Origin of the sequence: Mucilaginibacter sp. 22184 (assembly GCF_052045695.1) — a bacterium.
GTDB lineage: Bacteria > Bacteroidota > Bacteroidia > Sphingobacteriales > Sphingobacteriaceae > Mucilaginibacter.
The window spans coordinates 171,067-192,224 of the sequence record NZ_JBQEPI010000002.1 but is presented as its reverse complement, the minus strand read 5'-3'; the positions used below and the strand labels follow the sequence as shown (position 1 = coordinate 192,224).

Annotated in this window: 13 protein-coding genes and 1 tRNA gene; all 14 read left to right on the top strand. The window is 43.0% G+C overall.

Annotated features, from left to right (window positions below):
* The first annotated feature begins 3 nt into the window (after nucleotides 1–3).
* The 14 genes from ACTJKG_RS05995 to ACTJKG_RS05930 all read left to right on the top strand — a co-directional run bounded on the left by ACTJKG_RS05995 (nucleotide 4) and on the right by ACTJKG_RS05930 (nucleotide 21,151).
* Nucleotides 4–3,630 carry a glycoside hydrolase family 2 protein gene (locus ACTJKG_RS05995; RefSeq protein WP_440738627.1) on the top strand — a complete coding sequence of 1,209 codons (3,627 nt, stop codon included), beginning with the start codon at nucleotides 4–6 and terminating at the stop codon, nucleotides 3,628–3,630.
* Between the two features lie 309 nt (nucleotides 3,631–3,939).
* Nucleotides 3,940–5,673 (top strand): glycoside hydrolase family 71/99-like protein, encoded by a 1,734-nt coding sequence (locus ACTJKG_RS05990; protein ID WP_440738626.1) that lies wholly within the window; start codon nucleotides 3,940–3,942, stop codon nucleotides 5,671–5,673.
* Nucleotides 5,674–5,747: 74 nt separating this feature from the next.
* Nucleotides 5,748–7,289 carry a GDSL-type esterase/lipase family protein gene (locus ACTJKG_RS05985; protein ID WP_440738625.1) on the top strand — a complete coding sequence of 514 codons (1,542 nt, stop codon included), beginning with the start codon at nucleotides 5,748–5,750 and terminating at the stop codon, nucleotides 7,287–7,289.
* 250 nt (nucleotides 7,290–7,539) lie between these two features.
* Nucleotides 7,540–8,433, top strand: coding sequence for a family 43 glycosylhydrolase (locus ACTJKG_RS05980; protein WP_440738624.1), 894 nt, complete (start codon nucleotides 7,540–7,542; stop codon nucleotides 8,431–8,433).
* Between the two features lie 679 nt (nucleotides 8,434–9,112).
* Entirely contained in the window at nucleotides 9,113–12,220 is a 3,108-nt protein-coding gene (locus ACTJKG_RS05975; RefSeq protein WP_440738623.1) for a SusC/RagA family TonB-linked outer membrane protein, read from the top strand.
* Nucleotides 12,221–12,238: 18 nt separating this feature from the next.
* Nucleotides 12,239–13,582, top strand: coding sequence for a RagB/SusD family nutrient uptake outer membrane protein (locus tag ACTJKG_RS05970; protein ID WP_440738622.1), 1,344 nt, complete (start codon nucleotides 12,239–12,241; stop codon nucleotides 13,580–13,582).
* A 19-nt stretch (nucleotides 13,583–13,601) separates the two neighbouring features.
* Nucleotides 13,602–14,492, top strand: coding sequence for a cyanophycinase (locus ACTJKG_RS05965; RefSeq protein ID WP_440738621.1), 891 nt, complete (start codon nucleotides 13,602–13,604; stop codon nucleotides 14,490–14,492).
* Nucleotides 14,493–14,506: 14 nt separating this feature from the next.
* A tRNA-Cys gene (locus ACTJKG_RS05960) sits at nucleotides 14,507–14,577 on the top strand.
* A 28-nt stretch (nucleotides 14,578–14,605) separates the two neighbouring features.
* On the top strand, nucleotides 14,606–15,967 hold the full coding sequence (locus ACTJKG_RS05955) for a DoxX family protein (protein WP_440738620.1): 1,362 nt from the start codon (nucleotides 14,606–14,608) through the stop codon (nucleotides 15,965–15,967).
* Between the two features lie 24 nt (nucleotides 15,968–15,991).
* The gene (locus ACTJKG_RS05950) at nucleotides 15,992–17,611 is read left to right on the top strand and encodes a hypothetical protein (protein ID WP_440738619.1); all 1,620 of its coding nucleotides are present in this window, start codon (nucleotides 15,992–15,994) and stop codon (nucleotides 17,609–17,611) included.
* A 43-nt stretch (nucleotides 17,612–17,654) separates the two neighbouring features.
* A complete protein-coding gene (locus ACTJKG_RS05945; protein ID WP_172333228.1) occupies nucleotides 17,655–18,908 on the top strand; it encodes a YeiH family protein in 1,254 nt (417 codons plus the stop codon).
* 12 nt (nucleotides 18,909–18,920) lie between these two features.
* Nucleotides 18,921–19,538 (top strand): c-type cytochrome, encoded by a 618-nt coding sequence (locus tag ACTJKG_RS05940; RefSeq protein ID WP_172333229.1) that lies wholly within the window; start codon nucleotides 18,921–18,923, stop codon nucleotides 19,536–19,538.
* The gene (gene soxC, locus ACTJKG_RS05935; RefSeq protein ID WP_440738618.1) at nucleotides 19,516–20,796 is read left to right on the top strand and encodes a sulfite dehydrogenase; all 1,281 of its coding nucleotides are present in this window, start codon (nucleotides 19,516–19,518) and stop codon (nucleotides 20,794–20,796) included. The genes ACTJKG_RS05940 and soxC overlap by 23 nt, the downstream gene beginning before the upstream one ends.
* A 76-nt stretch (nucleotides 20,797–20,872) precedes the next feature.
* A complete protein-coding gene (locus tag ACTJKG_RS05930; protein ID WP_172333230.1) occupies nucleotides 20,873–21,151 on the top strand; it encodes a hypothetical protein in 279 nt (92 codons plus the stop codon).
* Nucleotides 21,152–21,158: the final 7 nt, after the last annotated feature.

Sequence of the window (21,158 nt, the reverse complement as noted above, 5' to 3'; positions counted from 1 at the left end):
CTAATGAATGTACTTACAAAAACTTTAAGCACGCTGGTATTGCTGGGTTTAACTACCAGTAGATTATACGCACAGGATAATACATTAACTGAAAACTTTGAAAACCCCGGTCATCACTATCAAAAAACAGGTCGGGGGGAATGTCGTATCTCCAATGGGGTATTAACCACCAAAGATGCCTACCTGAGTTTTGGCGATGCCAATTGGAAAAATTATGAGATCAGTTTCAGAGCGAGGGTACCCGATACGGTAAAACAGGTCCAGATATGTGCAGGATTTCGGGCCGGTAACCGCGACGACTGGTATATACTCATGCTCAAAGGAGGAATTCAGCAGGATATCTACCTCGCCCGGTTGGGTTATATGGGTAGTGATGACTTCCTGGCCCTGCGCCGATTGGATTTTCACCCTGAACCGGGAAAATGGTATAATTTCAGAGTACAGGCATGCGGCAAACGTATCAGAGTGTTTTTAAACAACGAAAATTTGCCGCGTATTGATATTGCCGATTCATTAGCTTATTTATCGCCACAAGGGCAGGTAACCTTAGGTGGCAGTTGGATTACCAATGAGTTTGATGATCTGGTGATTAAACCATTAGGGGAAGATCAGTTAAAAAATACGCGTATAGAGGAATATTCAGTAGCCGTAAAAAACAAAGAGGTATTACGTCGGCAACAGCGCAGTACTTATAAACCGATTTCCGTTGAACAGATGAAAAGTGGTCGTACGGTTGTTTCTCTTAATGGTCAATGGCTGTTTTCGCCGGGGTATGAAGCAACAGAACAAACTAAAGCAGTAGACCCCGAAGAAAGTGATCGAAACTGGCATGTATTAACCGTTCCCAATTTTTGGAACCCCACCCGCGTTTGGCTTCACGGAGAAAAATATAATAATGACAGCAAAGGTGTGGCCGATAACTACTATCAAAAAGAAACTGCCCGTTGTGAGGCTTACACATTTGATTATAAAAAAACAAATGTAGGTTGGTACCGCCAATGGATCACTCTGCCAAACGATATCGATGCCAAAAATCTGCAGCTTTCATTTGATGCGGTATCTAAAGTAGCCGAGGTATATATCAATGGACATAAGTCCGGAAGCCACATTGGTATGTTTGGCAATTTTGAATTAGATGGTACGGGTTTATTTAAACCGGGGAAAAACCTGGTGGCAGTAAAAGTAATCAGGGATTATGTAAAGGACATTAAAGATGCAGATAAAGTAATGGACGTCGCAGTTACCGTACCTGTTACCCAAAAAATGATGAAGGATCTGGCACATGGGTTTTTTGGCGATGACCCCGCCGGTATCTGGCAACCTGTATCGTTGATCATTAGCGATCCGATGCGGATACAGGATGTGTTTATTAAACCCAATCTTAGTGGTGCTGATATGGACATCACGGTGAAAAATTACACCGATAAGGCGGTGCCGTTTTCAGTTGCCGCTGATATACATGGTGTGCCGCTTAAAGATGCATTATATAACCATACCATACTTGATCAGCAGCAACTTCAACCAGGCGAGGAACGGACTTTTACCGCAACCATAAAGGGGCTACAACCCAGAATCTGGTCGCCAGAACATCCTGACCTGTATGATTTTAATTTTAAGCTTACAACGGCCGATGGTCATGAAACTGATTCGAAGGTTATCCGGTCCGGCTTCCGCGTGTTTAAGGCCGAAGGTGATTACTTATACCTGAACGGCAAGCGCTATTGGTTGCGGGGTGCTAATCAAACACCACTAGGATTAGCCCCCAATGACACTTTGTTGGCAGATACCTTTACCAAACTCATGAATAAAGGCAATATGCTGGTTACCCGTACGCATACTGTACCCGGTACTGAAACCTGGATGGATGCCTTTGATAAAAATGGTATTGGTGTAAGTTATGAGGGTACTTGGTCGTGGCTGTTTCTGAGTAGCAGTATGCCTTCACAAAATCTTATCGATCTGTGGAAACAGGAATTTTATGATCTGTTAAAAAAATATCGCAACCATCCTTCCTTATGGATCTGGACGGTAAATAATGAAATGAAGTTTTATGATAACGACCCCGACACGGAGCGCGCCAAAGTAAAAATGAAGATCATCTCTGATGTGGTAAAACATATGCGGCAGATTGACCCTACACGCCCAATAGTATTTGACTCTAATTACCATCGCAATACCAAACGTTTTGGTGACGATTTTTATAAAGATATTGATGACGGTGATATCGATGATCAACACGCCTATCTCAACTGGTACGACTATTCTATATTCGATTATTTTAAAGGCGAGTGGCAACAAAAGTACAAAAACAGCGGCCGTCCGCTTATCAGCCAGGAAATGTCGACCGGTTATACGGATGAAACCGGTCATGCCACGCGTTTTTATAACTATGTTCACCAAAACCCGGAGTCGCTGGCTGGCAAATTTACTTATGAATATAGCGATCCTGCTTATTTCATGAAACCGCAGGCCTTTATTACCAAAGAACTGGCTGAAGCTTTACGCCGTAGCGATGACCGTTCTGCCGGGATATTGCATTTCGCCTTGATCACCTGGTTTACCAATGTTTATCAGCATGATCATATCAAGCCGTTCCCGGTATTTTACGATATGCAAAAGGCCTTGCAGCCTGTGCTGGTATCTGCTGAGCTTTGGGGACGGCACTTTTACGCTGGTACAAAATTGCCTGTACGCTTTTGTGTTATAAACGACCAGGAGGATGGTTCTGTATTGCCCGCATCAACACTGCAATGGAAGCTTATGGGTGACAAGGATGCTGTATTAGCGAGTGGAAATATAGCTGTGCTACAGGTTGATCATTATAGCCGTCACTGGATAGAGCCGCAGATCGATATTCCAGATAAACTGCCTCAGCAAAAACAAAATGCCCAACTACAACTGCAATTAATAGTCAATGATAAAACTGTTTCAGTAAACAGTTATGAAGTTTTGTTGGCGGCGAAACCCAGTCTGCAGGCTCGTAAACTGGCAGATAAAAAAATAGTTGTATTTGATGCCTTTAGCAACATAACTACTGTGTTGAAATATTTAGGCATTCAGTATACGGCTTTACCCACGTTGGCAGATGTGCTGAAACAAAAGGCGGATGTATACTTACTCTCCGGACTTGACTCGCTGAGCACCACAACGTCTGATATTGAACAGATCAGGCAGTTGGTTCATAACGGAGGGAAGGTTTTGCTGTCTGGTTCGGGTAGTGTGGCGCACATTTTATATCCGGAATATATCAGGAGTTTGCTTAAAGAGAAAGGCGAGATCACCAATATAGATATTCCCGAGTCTTCCATATTTGATGGCATTGAACCTTTGGAAATACGTTATCTGAATAATAACCAGCCCGAAAGTCCGTCGGTGATATCAGGTGCTTATCGGATTAATCGTGATGCGCATGTGGAGGCACTGGCATCATTCATCAAAATACACGGTTATCTCTCGGGTAATGTTAATGAAAGAATGCGTGCGCTTGATAAGATCAAAGGATTTCCGATTGTTAAAATCAACGACGGCAAGGGAGCAGTGCTATTGTCCGAGATAAGACTTGATAAGGCGATTACCGATCCTGTTGCAGGTAGGCTGTTGATCAATATGCTGCTTGATTTAACCAGGTAAACACATTGGGGCATCTAAATCTCAAAATAAATAATATTGAAATTTATTATATCATATATCTTATTAAGATTTTTTTAAGTATTGATTAATGTTTTAAAAGAAATTAGCAGTTATAACCAATTATTATGCTGTCTGTGATGATACCTTGACAGCGTGTGCTAACCTTAATTAATAGTGTTTGTTCTACTTCCCGTCGTGAAGATGGTGGTTTATGTACGTGATTGGTAGTGGCCTCCGGTCTTAAGATCGTGTTGCGCTTTACCGATAGGAATAATCTTTTGCATTTACTAACCAATAAATACAAACCAAATGAGAAAAATGAACATTTTATGCCTGGCGGCCATCATGGGGCTGTCCGTTAGCTGTACTAAAAAAAACGCGCCCGCCGATGCGCTTAATGCTGCAAAATCGGGTAAACTGAACACTCAAGGATCGCCTCCGGGCGACGTAGTAGGTAAACTGGTGGTAGGCTATCAGGGCTGGTTTTCGGCTACCGGAGATGGATCGCCTAATAACCATTGGGTGCACTGGGCTGGTAATGCCGGAGGAGCGGCACCATCACCCGGGCACCAAACCTTTGAGCTTTGGCCCGACATGCGCGAATATACCAACTCCTATCAAACAGGATATGCCAACCTGGGCAACGGGCAGCCAGCCAAGCTGTTTTCGCCATGGGATGTGCAAACGGTAAATACACACTTTTCGTGGATGCAGCAATATGGTATTGATTGTGCCGCCCTGCAGCGCTTTGGCAAAGGCAACGCACAGTTGGATGGTATTGCCACCCGGGTAATGAATGCAGCTCAAACCTATGGTCGCAAATTTTATGTGATGTATGATATCTCTGGCTGGACTAACTTCCAGTCCGAAATAAAAACCGATTGGACAAATGATATTGTAGGTACGCTCCATCTTACCTCGTCATCTGCCTATGCCATGCAAAATGGCAAGCCGGTGATTTGTATTTGGGGTTTTGGCGTATCCGGGCGGCCAGGCGACGTGAATTCTTATACCGATGTGATCAACTACTTTAAAAATCTGGGTTGCTATGTTATTATTGGGGGGCCGCGCAATTGGCGATCACAAACTGCTAATCTGCCTGCCTTTAATCTGGCCAATATGATTATGCCCTGGGCTACCGGTACTTTTGGGGATGTTGCCGGGGCTGATTCCTATGTGCCTACATTAAGTGCTGATTTTGCCTATTGTAACACAAACGGTATAGACTATCAGGCAGAAGTATTCCCTGGTTTTTCATGGTCAAACTGGAACGGCGGTGCGCAAAACCAGATCCCTCGCCAGCATGGCGACTTGATGTGGGAGCAATTTGCCAACGTTCGCAATCAAGGTATAGGCAATGTATATGTAGGTATGTTTGATGAGTACGATGAAGCTACAGCCATCGCCAAAGCTGCTGTGGATGCATCGATGATACCAACCAACCAATATTTTTTAACGCTTGATGCCGATGGTGTACATGTATCGTCCGATTATTATCTGCGGCTTACCAATGATGGGGGCAAGATGATCAAGGGCCAGATACCACTTACTTTTACACATCCTACACCTTTTGTTGTGGGCGGTACAACAACCACTGTATTTATTGATCATTGCGATACTGCTACTGGTTGGACATCCAGTAACACACTTTCGGTAAACACAACAGATAAGAAGGAGGGAACCGGGGCTTTACAGTCGGTTGGCAGTGGTATAGATGAGTTTAGGAAAAGCTTCACCGCGGTCAACACCGGTGCAACGGCAGCTAATGGGTCTATCCAATTCTGGTACTACGTTTCTGATGCAAGTCAATTTGGCACCAACAACCAGATAGAATTGGGCAGCGGTGGTGCGGCAGATGTAAATGAATACAGTTGGAACATCGGTACACTGGTAAACGGCTGGAATCTGATCACAAAATCATTCAATACGGCTACTGTAACAGGAGGAACGCCTAATTTGGCAGCTATCAACTGGTTTCGCATTTATCATGCAAAAACAGCTAGTATTACTACTCGTGTCGATGCTGTAACAGTTATACATTAATAGTTTATTAATATAAAAATCTAATTCAGGAAGAATCGGGAACGGTTCTTCCTGTTCATGGTACCTATTCAATAATGAAAAAAATAACACTTACTCTTTTAGTTGTAATTGGCTATCTGTGCATGAGCTGCGCAAAAAAAGATTTGGCTTTATCACAGAGCACACCAACAATAAAAAACGTAGCTATTAATGCAGTACCCGGTAATGGTTCCTTGGGCGATACTAATATTAAATATTTTGGCCGTTGGGATTTTAGCAGCACCACACAGTATATAAGTTATTGGGGGGGAGCCTACATCAAGGTGAATTTTACCGGTACTACCGTGAAGATTAAAGTAGTTAATACCACCAACTACTATGCCCGGATTGATAATGGTCCATGGGTAAGCTATATTGGTGCCAGCGGAACTATTGATTTAACATCCACACCATTAGCGGCTGGGACCCATACGCTCAGCGTGGCACAAGGTAAAGATTACAGTTACGTCTTCAACTTTCAAGGTTTGATATTGGATGACGGGGCGGTTACCAATGCACCATCAACTGGTACCGATCTGATAGAATATATTGGTGATTCCATTACAGCAGGATATACCGACCCGCAGGCTAACGTATCTGACTACGCCTGGGTTTGTGCCGAAGCCCTGGGTACCGAACATACGCAGATAGCCTATCCTGGTATTGCTTTAGTAAATGGGTTTGGCTTAAATGCTGATAAAACAGGCATGGATTTACAGTATTTTAAAGCACGTTCACTGGCAAATGCAAATTCGCCTGCATGGGATTTCGGCACATACACACCGAAGATAATCGTAATTAACCTGGGGCAGAATGATAATAGCACGAGTGTGCCAGACGATACATTCCAGGCTGATTATATATCGTTTTTGGCCAATGTACGTGCAAAATTCCCCAATGCCGAAATATTTGTGATGCGTACACTTGCGGGCGTTAAAGTGGCCCCAACTTTGGCCGCCGTGAACGCAAGGGTAGCTACAGGCGATACCAGGCTGCATTATATTGATACTAACGGTTGGTTAACTCCCAATAGTGCCGACTATACCGGAAACTCGGGCGTGCACCCCAGTGTAGACGGTCATATTAAGGTAGCCAATTTGTTAAAACCCATTTTAGCGCCATATTTAACAGGCGGTACACCGCCCGTTTCGGTATACCTTGACCATTGCGATGCCATCAGTGGATGGGCATCTGGAAACACTTTGAGTTTAAATACCTCGGATAAAAAAGAGGGGAGTGGCGCACTACAGGCAGTTGGAAGCAGCATACTTGATTTTCAAAAAGTATTTACGCCGATAAATACCGGTGCTGCAATAACTAATGGATTTATCAGATTTTGGTATTATGTGTCTGATGCCAGTTTGCTTGGTTCCAATAATCAGGTAGAGTTAGGCAGTGGGGGCACAAACGATGTCAGCGAGTATAACTGGGATATTGGTCCGCTAAGTAATGGTTGGAATTTGATCACCAAAACATTTGCGAGCGCGGGTACAACGGGTGGCACGCCAAATTTAAATGCGATCAACTGGTTCCGTATCTATCATGCCAAAACAGGTAGCGTTATTACCAGGATAGATGCTATACAAATATTGCATTAATACTTTATCGAAAACAGGTATTAAAAGGTGTTTTATTACCTGATAAGCCTTCATATTAAGGGAATATTAACTTTTTTTTAATTAGCTGAAGGTTATTTGCTCATGAAACGAGTGGCCAGATCATTTGGCTCCAATACAATTAACCTGTAATAACAAACAAGCTGGATGAGCTAAGCTCAAGTGATACAATATGAAAATAAACAGAACAACGCTAGTTGGGCTATTCCTAACTTTTTATCTTTTTTTTCCTTTGACCGGTAAGGCACAAAATCCAATTATAAGGAACATTTATACAGCCGATCCGTCTGCGCATGTTTGGAGCGACGGAAGACTATATGTTTATCCATCTCATGATGTCGACCCTCCAAGAGGATGCGACCTGATGGATAAATACCATGTGTTTTCGACAGATGATATGGTACACTGGAAAGATCATGGTGAAATACTTAGCGCAAGTGATGTCTCTTGGGGGCGAAAGGAGGGTGGTTTTATGTGGGCGCCGGATTGTGCCTATAAAAACGATAAGTATTATTTTTATTTTCCGCATCCCAGTGGAACCGATTGGAATAAAACCTGGAAAGTTGGCATTGCTACCAGTTCAAAGCCTGCTGAGGGTTTTGTTTCGCAAGGATACCTTGATCTGGGTGATGATAGCCGCTCTATGATCGATCCATGTGTATTTGTTGATGACGATGGGCAAGCTTATTTTTATTACGGCGGAGGCGGTAGATGTGTCGGCACGAAATTAAAAAGCAATATGACGGAAATAGCTGAGCCGTTAAAGACAATGGATGGATTAAAGGATTTTCATGAAGCTACCTGGATATTCAAGAGAAATAAAATCTATTATCTGACTTATGCGGATAATCACACGATAAATGGCAAAGGAGCCAACAGACTGAATTACGCGACAAGCAAAAGCCCTTTAGGACCCTGGGTTTATGGAGGCGTCTATCTTGACCCAACGGGTTGCGACACCAGTCATGGTTCTGTAGTGGAGTATAAAGGCCAATGGTATGCTTTTTATCACAATAGCGTTATCTCCGGTCGTGGGAATCTCAGGTCGGTTTGTGTTGATAAGTTGTATTTTAACAAAGATGGATCAATCCAAAAAGTAATTCAAACGGGCATGTTAAGCCAATAATTGTATTTTTTATTTCCGGGCGAATTGTGGCTTATGTTTCGTCATGATCTTCACTATTTCAACGTTGCCTGTACAATTTCTTTATAGATAGTGTAAAAGCCCGATATTGTTTAACACAGTATCAGGCTTTTCTTTTACGCCTCAGAGTAGTTTAATCTACTTTATTTCTTAGGATTTAATTAAATGCTAAGCATTGGTGTAGTTGAGCAAAGATCTGTTGAACGCTTAATATTGTTATGTAACAAATCTTCTACATAAATTATATTTTATCTATAGATTTTGTAGTATTTAAATTAATTTCTATGTTTGTCGCGTCAAATTAAAAACATAAGTAATGTTAACGTCTTCAAACAGACCACTGGTACATACTTCAAAAATGATGATGAGCTACCATAAGGCAATGCTGGTCATGTGTTGTTGTTGCTGGTAATTACTTTTTCAACTAATACTTTTTTCCTGATAAAAAACACTTAAATGTGCTTTTAAGGTCAAGTTGCCTTGAGTGCATAACTATGCAAAAAAATCTCCAGATGAAGTTATAAAACAACAGAAAAACCGGCAAGGAAGCCTCGCCGGTTCATTTTTCCGGAAAAGATCAGCTACGTAACGCCAATCACTTACTGACCCTTCCGCTAAGTTTCACCTAATAATTAAATTATTAATAAAACCTGTTAAATATATGGAAATATATATCCATGCTAAATCATTTTATAAAAAGCTCTTTAAGTTACTTCTACTCTTCTTTATCCCCGTTTTATCGTTTGCGCAAACAGAACAGCAACCCACCATCAATTCTCATTTAAACGGTACTGTAGTTGACGCTATTACCCGTGAACCATTACCCGGTGCGGCAGTATTGATACTGGGTACAACACATTCGGTAGCGACAGATAGGGATGGTAAATTCTCTTTTGTAACCGGACAGAAATTTCCGTACACACTTATAATTACTTATATAGGATATGATAAGCAAGAAGTTACAGCAAATGGCAGCCCGGTTACTATACTTTTAAAGCAATCTGTGCGTGCATTAAATGATGTGGTTGTGGTGGGATATGGAACTCAAAGCCGCAAATCATTAACAGGTTCAGTATCCACTGTTAGTGCCGATGAGGTACGTAACAAACCAGTAGCCAGTTTTGATCAGCAATTACAAGGTAAGGCGGCAGGTGTACAGGTATCTGCCGGCACCGGGATTCCCGGTGATGGTTTGTTTTTCCGAATCAGAGGGAGTACATCTATCAATGCCGGTAATGATCCTTTGTATGTTATTGACGGTGTTTTTATCAATAATCAATCGCTACAAAAGATTACTACCCAGGGCCAGGCTAATAATCCGTTGTCAGACATTAACCCTGCTGATATCGAAAGCATCAGTATATTGAAAGATGCCGATGCTACTGCAATCTATGGCGCACGTGCGGCTAACGGCGTGGTACTGATCACTACCAAACGGGGTAAATACAACACTGCTCCAAAGGTGAGCTTCAATACCTATTTTGGATTTGCTAAAGCCCCTAAACTGTGGGACCTTGTAACTGGTCCGGAACATGCGGAACTGGTAAACGAACTTTACCGCAATACCGAGGCTGATGCTATTGCCACGGGTAATACAGCGGCAGCTACTACTTATAAATACCAACCTTTTAGGGCACTAACAGATAACCCTGGCGCTTCGCCTGCTCCGCGTGGATTACCACAGGATCAACCTACTTATGATCGTTTGCATGATGTGTTCCGGACTGGTTTTTTGCAAAATTATGACGCCTCGATCTCCGGTGGTAACGACAAAACACGATATTATGTAGGCGGTGGTTATAACAGCCAACAGGCCGACTTGAAAACCAACGATTTTAATCGCGGGAGTTTTAAGTTCAATCTTGATCAAAAAATAAGCAATGTTTTTAGTATCGGCACCAGTACTTTATTATCACAAACTTATCGTACTAACGCCCGTGTAGGTGATGGGCCTCAGGGAGGAATTTTACAGGCTGCCTTGCATACACCAACCTATTTGCCAAAAGTAAATGCAGATGGCAGTCCGGCTAAATGGGCAGGTTTTGACAACCTGGATGTGCTGATCAATAATACTAACATGCACTCCAAAAGTGATCGTTTGATCAGTAATATCTATGCAGATGCCAATATTACACCCGACCTGAAATTCCGCACCAGTTGGAGCGTGGATTATAACACTTACAACGAATATCAATACTGGAACAGCCTGACCAACCTGGGGGCGGCTAATCATAACTTGGGTACATCAAGTATCAGTACCAATTCTATCTGGACAAATGAACAAACGCTTACCTATAATAAAGTTTTCGCCAACAAACATGCTTTCAGCGCGCTGATTGGTAATACGCTGCAAGGCAGTGTGAATTCCCAAACCTTTGCGCAAGGAACAAACTTCCCTAATGATTCTTTCCAGCAGATCGCTTCTGCTGCTACTACAACAGCCTCATCAACAGAAAATAAATACAACCTCTCGTCCTTTTTCTCCAGGATTACCTACAACTACGCCGGTAAATATTTTATAGAAGGTAATTTCCGTGCAGATGCGTCTTCCAAATTCGGTGCAGATCATCGCTGGGGATATTTCCCGTCGGCAGGTGTTGCCTGGCAGGCAAAGGAAGAGGATTTTCTGAAGAATGTCAATTTCCTTAGTAACCTGAAAATACGTGGTAGTATCGGTTTAACCGGTAACCAGAATGGTATCAGCAATTTTGCATCACGCGGCTTATGGCAGGCAGGCTCCAACTATCAGGACAACCCCGGTACGGTACCTTACCAGTTAGCCAATCCCGATCTGAAATGGGAGAGTACCCGTCAGATCAATGTTGGAGTGGATGCAGGCTTTTTTAATAATCGTTTAAGCCTGGAATTTAATGTATATGATAAATATACTACCGGCTTATTATTAAACCTGCCACTGCCTCAAAGCTCGGGCTTTGCTACCATAACCAAAAATGCGGGGGAGATGAGCAATAAAGGTTTTGAACTGGCTATTAACAGCGTCAATATCAAGAACCAGGGATTTACCTGGCAAACCAGTTTCAATATCTCGCACAATGCCAACAAGATTGAAAAGCTACCTATTCCTATCGATGCTTCGTACGCGGCTATACGGATGCAACAGGGGCAGTCCATGAACTCTTTTTATGTATATAAGCAATTGTATGTTGATCCGCAAACAGGTAATGCTATTTATCAGCATGCTGATGGTACCAGCGGCCCAACCGTAACTGCTGCTGACAAAGTGTTTGATGGTAGCGGCTTACCTAAGTTCTTTGGCGGTATCAACAATACTTTTACTTATAAAGGATTTGACCTGAGCATCTTCTTCAATTTTGAAACCGGTAACAAGGTATATAATAACAACGCTTACTTTCTGGAGGGCGGAGGTACACGTGACGACCGTCGGGCTATGGATACTTACCAGCTTAAACGCTGGCAAAAGCCGGGTGATATTACCGATGTGCCTCGCTTAACTGCCCTGGGCTCTAATTATACTTTAAGTCCGGTGAGCCGTTTTATCGAGGATGGATCATTCCTGAGATTGAGCAATGTAAACCTGGGTTATACCTTACCTAAAACTGTTGCCGAACGGATCAAAGCCGCATCGGTGCGCATTTATTTTAGCGGGTCGAACCTGTGGCTGTTAACACACTACAAAGGCCCTGACCCGGAGATCAATGTAACGGCCGATCCTAACGTGCAGGGGTACGATCTGGGTACACCGCCAATTCCGCGTACACTCCAAGTTGGCGCTAATATCACCTTTTAATGAATTAATGAATAAGACATGAAACGAATACTTTATATACTCCCCATTTTGCTGATATTTTCATCCTGCAAAAAGTTCCTGGATGTGCAGCCACAGCAACAGGTGGATGAATCGCTGGCCATAACTGATGCCGGTAGCGCCGGTACTGCGGTTAATGGCATGTACAACAGCCTGGGGGCCGATAACTATTATGGTTCTAATTTCCCGGCTATCTCTTACTTGTATGGCAGTGATGTGGTATGGACGGGCTCACAGGCGGCGCCACAGGAAATATCGGCACATAAAACCACCGCTTTTAACAGCTATATTGGTAATGCCTGGGGCGCCATCTACAAAACTATTTTATCAGCCAACTATATTTTAGAAGCAGTTCCAAAGGTTACTGATCCGCTGTTTACCACGGCTACCAAAAATCAATACCTTGGCGAAGCATATGCGGTTAGGGCATTATCGTACTTTGACCTGGCGCGTGGCTGGGGCGGTGTACAATTGATATTAACGCCAACGCATACACCGTCAGATCATGCCGGGATTAAACGCAGTAGTTTGGCTGATACCTATGCCCAGATTTTAAAAGACCTTAATGCAGCCGAAGGGTTATTGCCGGCTACTACCAACCGCAACCGCTTTACACAGAAAACCGTCTGGGCTTTAAAGGCCAGATTTTATCTGTACAATAAACAATGGGATCTGGCTGAGCAATACGCTACCAAGATCATTAGTGATAATGCCAATTACAATTTATTGAAACCATACAGCGCGTTTTTTGCCAATAATGCTGTCGCTACATCGGAGTCAGTTTTTGAGATCGCTTATAGTACCTCCTTCAAAAATGGCCATAGCGTATGGTTTTTGCCACCGGCATTGGGCGGCCGCAGGGAATGGGCGCCATCAAGCACATTGGTTTCTTTATTGAATGATCCAACTATAGGCGGCGGACGTAGCGCTTTGATAGCACAAACTGCGCCTCCGGGTAACTTATGGTATGGTAAGTTATATTATCGCAATCCTTTGGGAACAGACCCGGCCTATATTATTCGTGTGGCCGAGGTTTACCTGGTCAGAGCAGAAGCCCGTGCACAACAAGGAAATCTTTCTGGTGCTTTACAGGATCTGAATGCCGTTCGTGATCGCTCTGGAGTGGCTGCTACTACTGCAATTACTCAAGCTGATATCCTGTTGGCTATTGAAGCGGAAAGGAGAGTAGAATTTCCATTCGAGACCGATCGTTGGTTTAACCTGGTGCGTACCAATCGTGTGGCTGCAGTATTGGGTATTACCGATCAAACCAAATACCTGTTCCCGATACCGGCAAGCGAATTATTGGCCGATCCCGATCTGACACCTAACCCTGGATATTAATCATCAAAACATTATTATAATGAAAAAGATCATCAATTTATTCTTAGCCCTGGCATTTTTTAACGCAGCTAGTGTATTAGCACAAAACAAAACCAACCCTGTTGGTCCCGAAAAAGGCTCGTTGGTTATTGTAGGTGGAGGTAATGTTGGTCCGGAGATCTGGACCAGGTTTGTGGAGCTGGCCGGTGGGGCCAATGCAAATATCATTTACGTGCCTACCGCGGGTGATGACTCCACCGTAGTAAAGAACGATAAAACTGTTAAAAAACTTCAGGAGCTCGGTGTTAAAAATGTAACCACGCTGCATACCCGCGATCCGAAAGTGGCCAATACCGAAAAGTTTGTAGAACCCATTCGCCAGGCCACTGGTGTTTGGTTTGAGGGCGGTCGTCAATGGAAAATCGCGGATGCATATCTGGGAACATTGACCCAAAAAGAATTTAAAGCTTTATTGGATCGTGGTGGTGTTATCGGCGGTACCTCAGCAGGGGCCACCATACAGGGTTCGTACCTATTCAGGGGCGATACCAAGGGGAACACAATATTAGTGGGTGATCATACCCAAGGCCTGGATTTTATCCATAATGTAGCTATCGACCAGCATATCCTGAAACGCAACCGCCAGTTTGATCTGTTGAGTTTTATCAAAAGCCGCCCCGATCTGCTGGGTATTGGTATTGACGAAAGTACAGCCATCGTGGTGCATCAAAATACTTTTGAAGTGATTGGTGTATCCTATGTCGGAATCTATGATGCCCGCAACTTTGCCGGGGCGGTAAAAAATCCATCCAGTGATTCGGGCAACAACGGACCTTTCTACTATCTCAAAAAAGGGGAAAAATTCGACCTGCTAAACCGCAAGGCCATATTGCCCTCACCAGCATCAACTAAAACAGCAAACAATCAATAATAACAGGACATAATAGCCGGATGACTGAGTGGCTAAGTGAGGGTCTGCAAAACTCTTAACGGCAGTTCGAACCTGCCTCCGGCGTCTACAAACTACCAAAGCAAATTATAACCATGAATGCACTAAAAGGGGGCTTACCTCAAACAGACTGGAAAGGATATGAGAAATGGGCTTTTCGCATCTTTTCAATTTACTTCCTGTTACAAGCTGTTCCGCTCGACTGGAAGTACTATCGTAATCTATTCTCCATCAATTGGCTGCACCTGCGTTTTAGTGATATATTTTATATCAGCCGGTATACGCCGCAAATATTCGGGAATGGTACAACAACTGGCTGGGGGCTTAACTCTTATGCTGATTGGTTGATGATATTGCTTATTGCCATTATTGGTGCGGTTATATGGAATTACCGCGATAGAAATGTAAAAAACTATGACCGCCTTTATTATTGGGTGCGAGTTATTGTACGTTATCGCCTGGCTATAGGGATCATTGCCTATGGTTTTATTAAGTTTTTTCCACTGCAATCGCCATATCCTTCTATCAGCAACCTGAATACCCATTATGGCGAATTTAGTCGCTGGAAGTTATTTTCGTTAAGCTTGGGTATTGTACCCAATTATGAATCATTCCTGGGTTTGGTTGAGTTGCTGGCAGGCGGGCTGCTATTGTTCCGCAAAACATCAACTATTGGTGCCCTGATAGTAGTAGTGTTTACTGGTAACGTGTTTATGTCAAACCTTGCTTATGAAGGGGGAGAGGCTGTTTATAGCCTTTACCTGATCACGTTGGGACTATTCCTGCTGGCTTTTGATATAATCAGATTGTTTGTGCTGATAGGTTTAGAAAAGAAGGTAAAGGCAAATCATTTTAAATTGGAATTATCAGTCAATTGGAAACGCAACCGGTTAGTAATCAAAACAGCATTCATTTTCTTTTTTGTGTTCTTATACGGCTATAAAACCTGGTCGGCTTATCATCAGTCGGTTTACCAGTATCCGCAAACAGCGGGTTTAAAAGATGCTGCCGGTTTGTATGATGTAAGCGAGTTTAGAGTAAACAGTAAAGTATTAGCTTATTCGGCAACAGATACCAGCCGCTGGAAGAATGTGGTATTTGAAAAATGGGCAACAATCAGTATCGGTACCAATAAACAGGTGAAAATTGATTCGGCTGTTACAGAGGAAATTAATGATAAAGATGCCGACCGCAGATATGAAGAAGCGGGTTCCATCGGAAGGCAATACTATAGTTATCAGATTGATGCAGCCAAACAGCAGCTTGTTCTGCAGAATAAAAACCACAATTATCCTAACGATAAGCTGGTATTGAACTATACCAGGCCTGATATCTCAAGTCTGGTATTAACAGGCGTCGACCGACGCGATACAATTTATGCAGTACTTCATAAGATCAATAAAAAATATCTTTTGCAGGAAGCCGCAAGTGGCCGCAACCGGGCAATTAAACTTTAATGACCACCATTTAAAGAATTTATCATGTCAGTAGAAATTCAATCAAACGATATCAATATTTCAGAAGTATCCGGGCGGTATCAGACAGCATCTGCAACTATCTCGGCACAGACAGTAAAGAAAGTATGGAAGCCATATCAAAAAGTGCTATTCCGTATTGCCTTTGTGTTTTTTGTGCTCATGAGTATCCCTATGACGAGCGAATGGTATAAGAATCTGATCGGGATCAACTGGTTTCATCTGCATTACCGCGACCTGTATGATATTGCCCGTTTCCAGCCATCGCTGGTGCGATTCCAGACACCGGCTTATAATTTGATGGGATATGCCGATTGGTTGGCTGTATTAGCTATAGGTATTGTTGGCGGTTTGATATGGACAGCTATTGATCGTGGTAAAACCAAAAACTATGAAACTTTGTATTATTGGCTGCGGGTAATTGTACGTTACCGGGCAGGTATTGGCATTATTGGTTTTGGCTTTACCAAATTATTCCCGGTGCAGCTACCTTATCCTTCGCTGGGTATATTGAATACCAATTTTGGCGATTTGACGGCGCAAAAAATATATTGGCTGTCTATCGGCATTGTACCTTGGTACCAGGTATTCGCCGGCGTGGTTGAAGTATTGGCCGGTGCTTTATTATTTTTCAGAAAAACCACTTTGCTGGGCGCTATATTGCTTTTCGGTGCTTTAGGCGATATTACCTTTGTGAACTTTTCTTATGATGGAGGCGTACATGTTTATGCTTCGTATTTTGTACTGTTTGCGACATTCTTAATTATTTACGATGTACCGAAGCTATATAATCTGCTGATATTAGAACGAGACACAATACCAACAAATTTTTACCCGGTCATCTCTCAAAAGTGGTTGAAATATACCCGCGTAGTTTTAAAGGTAGCCACCATCTGGATATTCCTGGTTGTGTTGTTTTATATCCAGTACATCAACTTCAGATATGACCCTTACAAACAACCCGCAACAACAGGGGTAAAAGAATTAAGAGGTAATTATGAGGTAAGTACATTTAAGATCAATAATCAGGAGATCTCTTATTCACCACTGGATTCTGTACGATGGAGTGAAGCTACGTTTGAAAACTGGTCTACACTCACATTTAAAGTCAATAGGCCTGTGCCTCTTGATCTTTCCAATGGAGGCGGTTCACCCATGCGAGATATTAACCGGACATTTGAACTTACGGGTGTAGCCGGTGGTCAGCGGGTGTTTTATTATGAGGCTGATACTGTAAATCACGTGCTTTACCTACAGGATAAATATGTAGCATCAAACCGGGGGAAAAAGGGAAAGGGAAAATGGGATAAAGCCAGTGCAAAAGGGAAAAAAGGTAAAGGCGATAAAAAAGACTGGATACCTAAGGAAGCCCGGGTAAACATTCGCGATGAAAATACAGCTATTGATAAAATTGCTCTCTCCAACCGTCGTACCCTGGGCATTGCAGAAGAATTAAAAGACAAACGTAAGCGAAATCACATGATATTGAGCTACACTACTACCGATGGCAGTCATGTTATTTTAAAAGGCATCAATGAACGTAAGGATTCCATTTATGTAGTGCTTGATAAAGTGAACAGGCCTTATGCTTTAAAAGATAGTAAATTGCAGGCAGGCAAATATTAAACCTGTCAATTAATTAGCCACCAAATTAACTTATAATAAATTTATGTCATCCACCAAAAAAATAACCTTACACGAAGACTGGACGGTAGTAATCCTTGGCTCGCTGATCATCCTGCTTAGTATCGGCGGCCTTACTCTAACTGTGCCCAAATTTGGCTGGGCCACTACCGATCAGCTATTTAGTGATGTGCTCAAGCCCGCAAATCTGGGTGCTGTCGGCGTTCAATTCCTGTTTGTTTTTGTGATCGCCGCTGTCGGTGCTTTAATTATGGGCAAATCGCTCAAAAACTTCCTGATCATGTTTCCTTTGGTTTACGTGCTTACCATTATTGCACTAATTATAGCGGGTAATAAACAGATCAAATATTATGGACTGGAAGCTGTGATATTCAGCCTGGTGATCGGATTGCTCATTGGCAATCTCTTCAAGCTGCCCGATTGGTTTAAATCGGCTTTGTCAACCGAGCTTTACGTCAAAATAGGTTTGGTTTTGTTGGGTACCAGCGTTATCTTTTCAGATATATTAAAAGCTGGTTCATTAGGGCTTATTCAAGCCTTATTGGTGGTAACTTCAGTTTGGTATTTCGCTTTCTGGGTTTGTAAAAAGCTTAAGGTCGACGATGAAATAGCCATGATGATATCCAGCGCGGTATCTATTTGCGGTGTATCCGCGGCTATTGCCACGGCCGGAGCTATCAAAGGTGATTCCAAAAAGCTATCGTATGTAATATCTATGGTACTTATTACGGCGGTACCTATGATGATATTTATGCCGATGATCGCCCATTATTTTCATTTTAAGGATGAAGTAACCGGTGCATGGCTGGGCGGTAGTATTGATACCACGGGGGCCGTTGTAGCATCAGGATCATTAGTGGGCGAAGTAGCTTTGAAGATAAGTACCATCGTTAAATTCTCACAAAATGTGCTTTTAGGTTTGGCTGCTTTTGCTATCTCCATCTACTGGACATATACCAAACATCCTGCTGGTACTGATCCGGATAAAAAGCCTACGCTAAAAGTGATCTGGGAGCGTTTCCCCAAGTTTGTTTTGGGCTTTATTAGCGCATCACTATTATTCTCCTTCTTTATTTCGCCGGAAACCGGCGCCCATGTAAAAGACAGCTTAAAAAACTTACAAGGTCTATGGTTTGCGCTTGCGTTTACCAGCATTGGCCTGGAAACCAACTTTAAAGAACTGTTTGATCAAAATAGTAAAAAGCCTTTGTACGCTTTTTTGATAGCACAAACCTTTAATATATTTATTACGCTGGCTATCGCCTTTATCTTATTCTGATGTCAATGAATTATGCCAAAGCGGTTTAATATTGGTAATACATTTTTGGCAATTGCCCTGGGCTTGTGTGTTATTGTCATACTTGGGGCATACAATAATAAACTGGCGACTGTAAACGTCTCCGGTTTTGGGGCTGATACTACACAATGGCCCACCAGCTTTGGCTTTGGTAAACCAGCTACCCAGCAGCAAATAATGGCTTGGGATATTGATGTGAGGTCAGATGGATTGGGCCTGCCTCCGGGATCAGGTACTGTAGTTCAAGGCAGAGTGATTTATAATACTAAGTGTATGGCCTGTCATGGATCGCTAGAAAAAGCTTTACCACCAGACGCGAAGTTACCTGCGCCTGTTTTGGTAAGTGATAGCACTTCAAAGGTAAAGGCCATAGGAAATTATTGGCCCTACGCTAGTACTGTATTTGATTATATCCGCCGGGCTATGCCTTACAATTTACCAGGCTCGTTGACAGATAATGAGGTATATAGTGTAACCGCATATTTGCTCAACGCCAATAAAATTATTAAGGCTGATGCCATGCTTGATGCTAAAAGCCTGCCGCAGATAGTAATGCCAGCTCAGCAATTGTTTATTAATGACGACCGTCATGGCGGCCCCGAAGTACGTTGATATGGAAAGTCAGGACAACAAAGTGAAAGAAGATCAACCATTTACCCATAAAAAGATAAGTCGGCGCTTACTATTGGGCGGGGCCGCAACCACGGCCATTGTAGCTATGCAGTCCTCATTGGGTAAGTGGATACAGGTATCGGCCCAGCAACCATTATTAAAAATTGATGACCCTACTAAACGAATAGGGCCCGGGCCAAGTGTGGCAGGCAAACGCTCACCATTTGAGCATCCGGTGCGTATAAAGTCTGATACATCATCACGTACACCTTTGCAGGATCTGTACAGTTCGTTAACCCCATCCGATCTGCATTATGAACGTCATCACGCGGGTGTGCCACTTATCGATCCGGAAAAACATGAATTGTTGATACATGGCATGGTCGATAACCCCATGGTTTTTAAGCTGACCGATCTGAAACGTTTCCCTTCTGTAACGCGTACCTGTTTTCTGGAGTGTTCAGGTAATTTTCGGTCGGGTAAAGAAACGATGAACCCACAGGAGATCTGTGGTCTTACAAGTCAGAGTGAGTGGACAGGGTTAATGCTTTCCACTTTGTTTCGCGAGGTAGGCGTGCAGCCCAAAGCCACCTGGTTTTTAGCTGAAGGCTCGGATGCAGCAGTGATGACTCGCAGCATCCCCGTAAAAAAGGGTTTTGATGACGCTATGATTGTTTATGCACAAAATGGTGAGGCTATACGACCGGAGCAAGGTTATCCCATGCGTTTATTATTGCCAGGATGGGAGGGGAATACCTGCATCAAGTGGTTACGCAGATTGGAACTGTCTGACGCTCCCTTCATGACCCGGGAAGAAACCTCAAAATATACTTACCCGGTAAAAGACCGTATACGCCAGTTTAGTTTCGAGATGGATGCACGCTCCATCATTACTTATCCGGCATACCCCAATCAATTGGAACGTGGGTGGGTAGAGATACGCGGTATAGCCTGGTCGGGCAGGGGTAAGGTGGTTCAGGTTGAGGTAAGTACCGATGCTGGTAAAACCTGGAATGCCGCCCGGCTGCAGGAACCGGTATTGGATAAAGCCCACACATATTTTCGTTATTTATGGCAATGGAAAGGCGATGAAACAGAGATCATGAGCCGGGCAATTGACGAAACTAATTATACTCAACCAACACTTCAACAGCTAATTGATGCCAGGGGATCCCAGATCAATGGGTATCATATGAACCCAATAACCGCCTGGCAGATCAAACGTGATGGCCGGGTATTGTTTAAGTACATAAATTAAAAATTTCCAGCTCTAAATTTCATACCCTCATGACCTGCATTTTGCAATAGGCAAATTGATAACAACACATCTATGCGTGTACACCTGCCTTGGTATTTTATACCGGGCAGGTTTTGTTTTAAAGAGCCTGGTTAATAAGCATCCCCATTTTGGGGGATGTATCCCTAATTGTGGTGATACCGATGCCCCTGAATTGGTGGCAGTAGGGATAGGGATAATGAGCCACCTTTGTGATGTAATAATTAACAAAAGTTACCCTTATAAGAACGAGCTTGGAGTAACTAAATATGAACATAAAAATGATCAGGCTGGCCAGCAAGAATTTTTATATCAAGCAGAAAAAAAAATAATTTGAAAAACCA

Excerpts from the sequence above, each read along its gene's own strand:
- ACTJKG_RS05965 (WP_440738621.1), top strand. The coding sequence starts at position 13,602 with ATGAAAAAGATCATCAATTTATTCTTAGCCCTGGCATTTTTTAACGCA.
- ACTJKG_RS05940 (WP_172333229.1), top strand. The coding sequence starts at position 18,921 with ATGCCAAAGCGGTTTAATATTGGTAATACATTTTTGGCAATTGCCCTG.
- ACTJKG_RS05945 (WP_172333228.1), top strand. The coding sequence starts at position 17,655 with ATGTCATCCACCAAAAAAATAACCTTACACGAAGACTGGACGGTAGTA.
- ACTJKG_RS05970 (WP_440738622.1), top strand. The coding sequence starts at position 12,239 with ATGAAACGAATACTTTATATACTCCCCATTTTGCTGATATTTTCATCC.
- ACTJKG_RS05975 (WP_440738623.1), top strand. The coding sequence starts at position 9,113 with ATGGAAATATATATCCATGCTAAATCATTTTATAAAAAGCTCTTTAAG.
- ACTJKG_RS05955 (WP_440738620.1), top strand. The coding sequence starts at position 14,606 with ATGAATGCACTAAAAGGGGGCTTACCTCAAACAGACTGGAAAGGATAT.
- ACTJKG_RS05950 (WP_440738619.1), top strand. The coding sequence starts at position 15,992 with ATGTCAGTAGAAATTCAATCAAACGATATCAATATTTCAGAAGTATCC.
- soxC (WP_440738618.1), top strand. The coding sequence starts at position 19,516 with ATGGCGGCCCCGAAGTACGTTGATATGGAAAGTCAGGACAACAAAGTG.
- ACTJKG_RS05985 (WP_440738625.1), top strand. The coding sequence starts at position 5,748 with ATGAAAAAAATAACACTTACTCTTTTAGTTGTAATTGGCTATCTGTGC.
- ACTJKG_RS05990 (WP_440738626.1), top strand. The coding sequence starts at position 3,940 with ATGAGAAAAATGAACATTTTATGCCTGGCGGCCATCATGGGGCTGTCC.
- ACTJKG_RS05995 (WP_440738627.1), top strand. The coding sequence starts at position 4 with ATGAATGTACTTACAAAAACTTTAAGCACGCTGGTATTGCTGGGTTTA.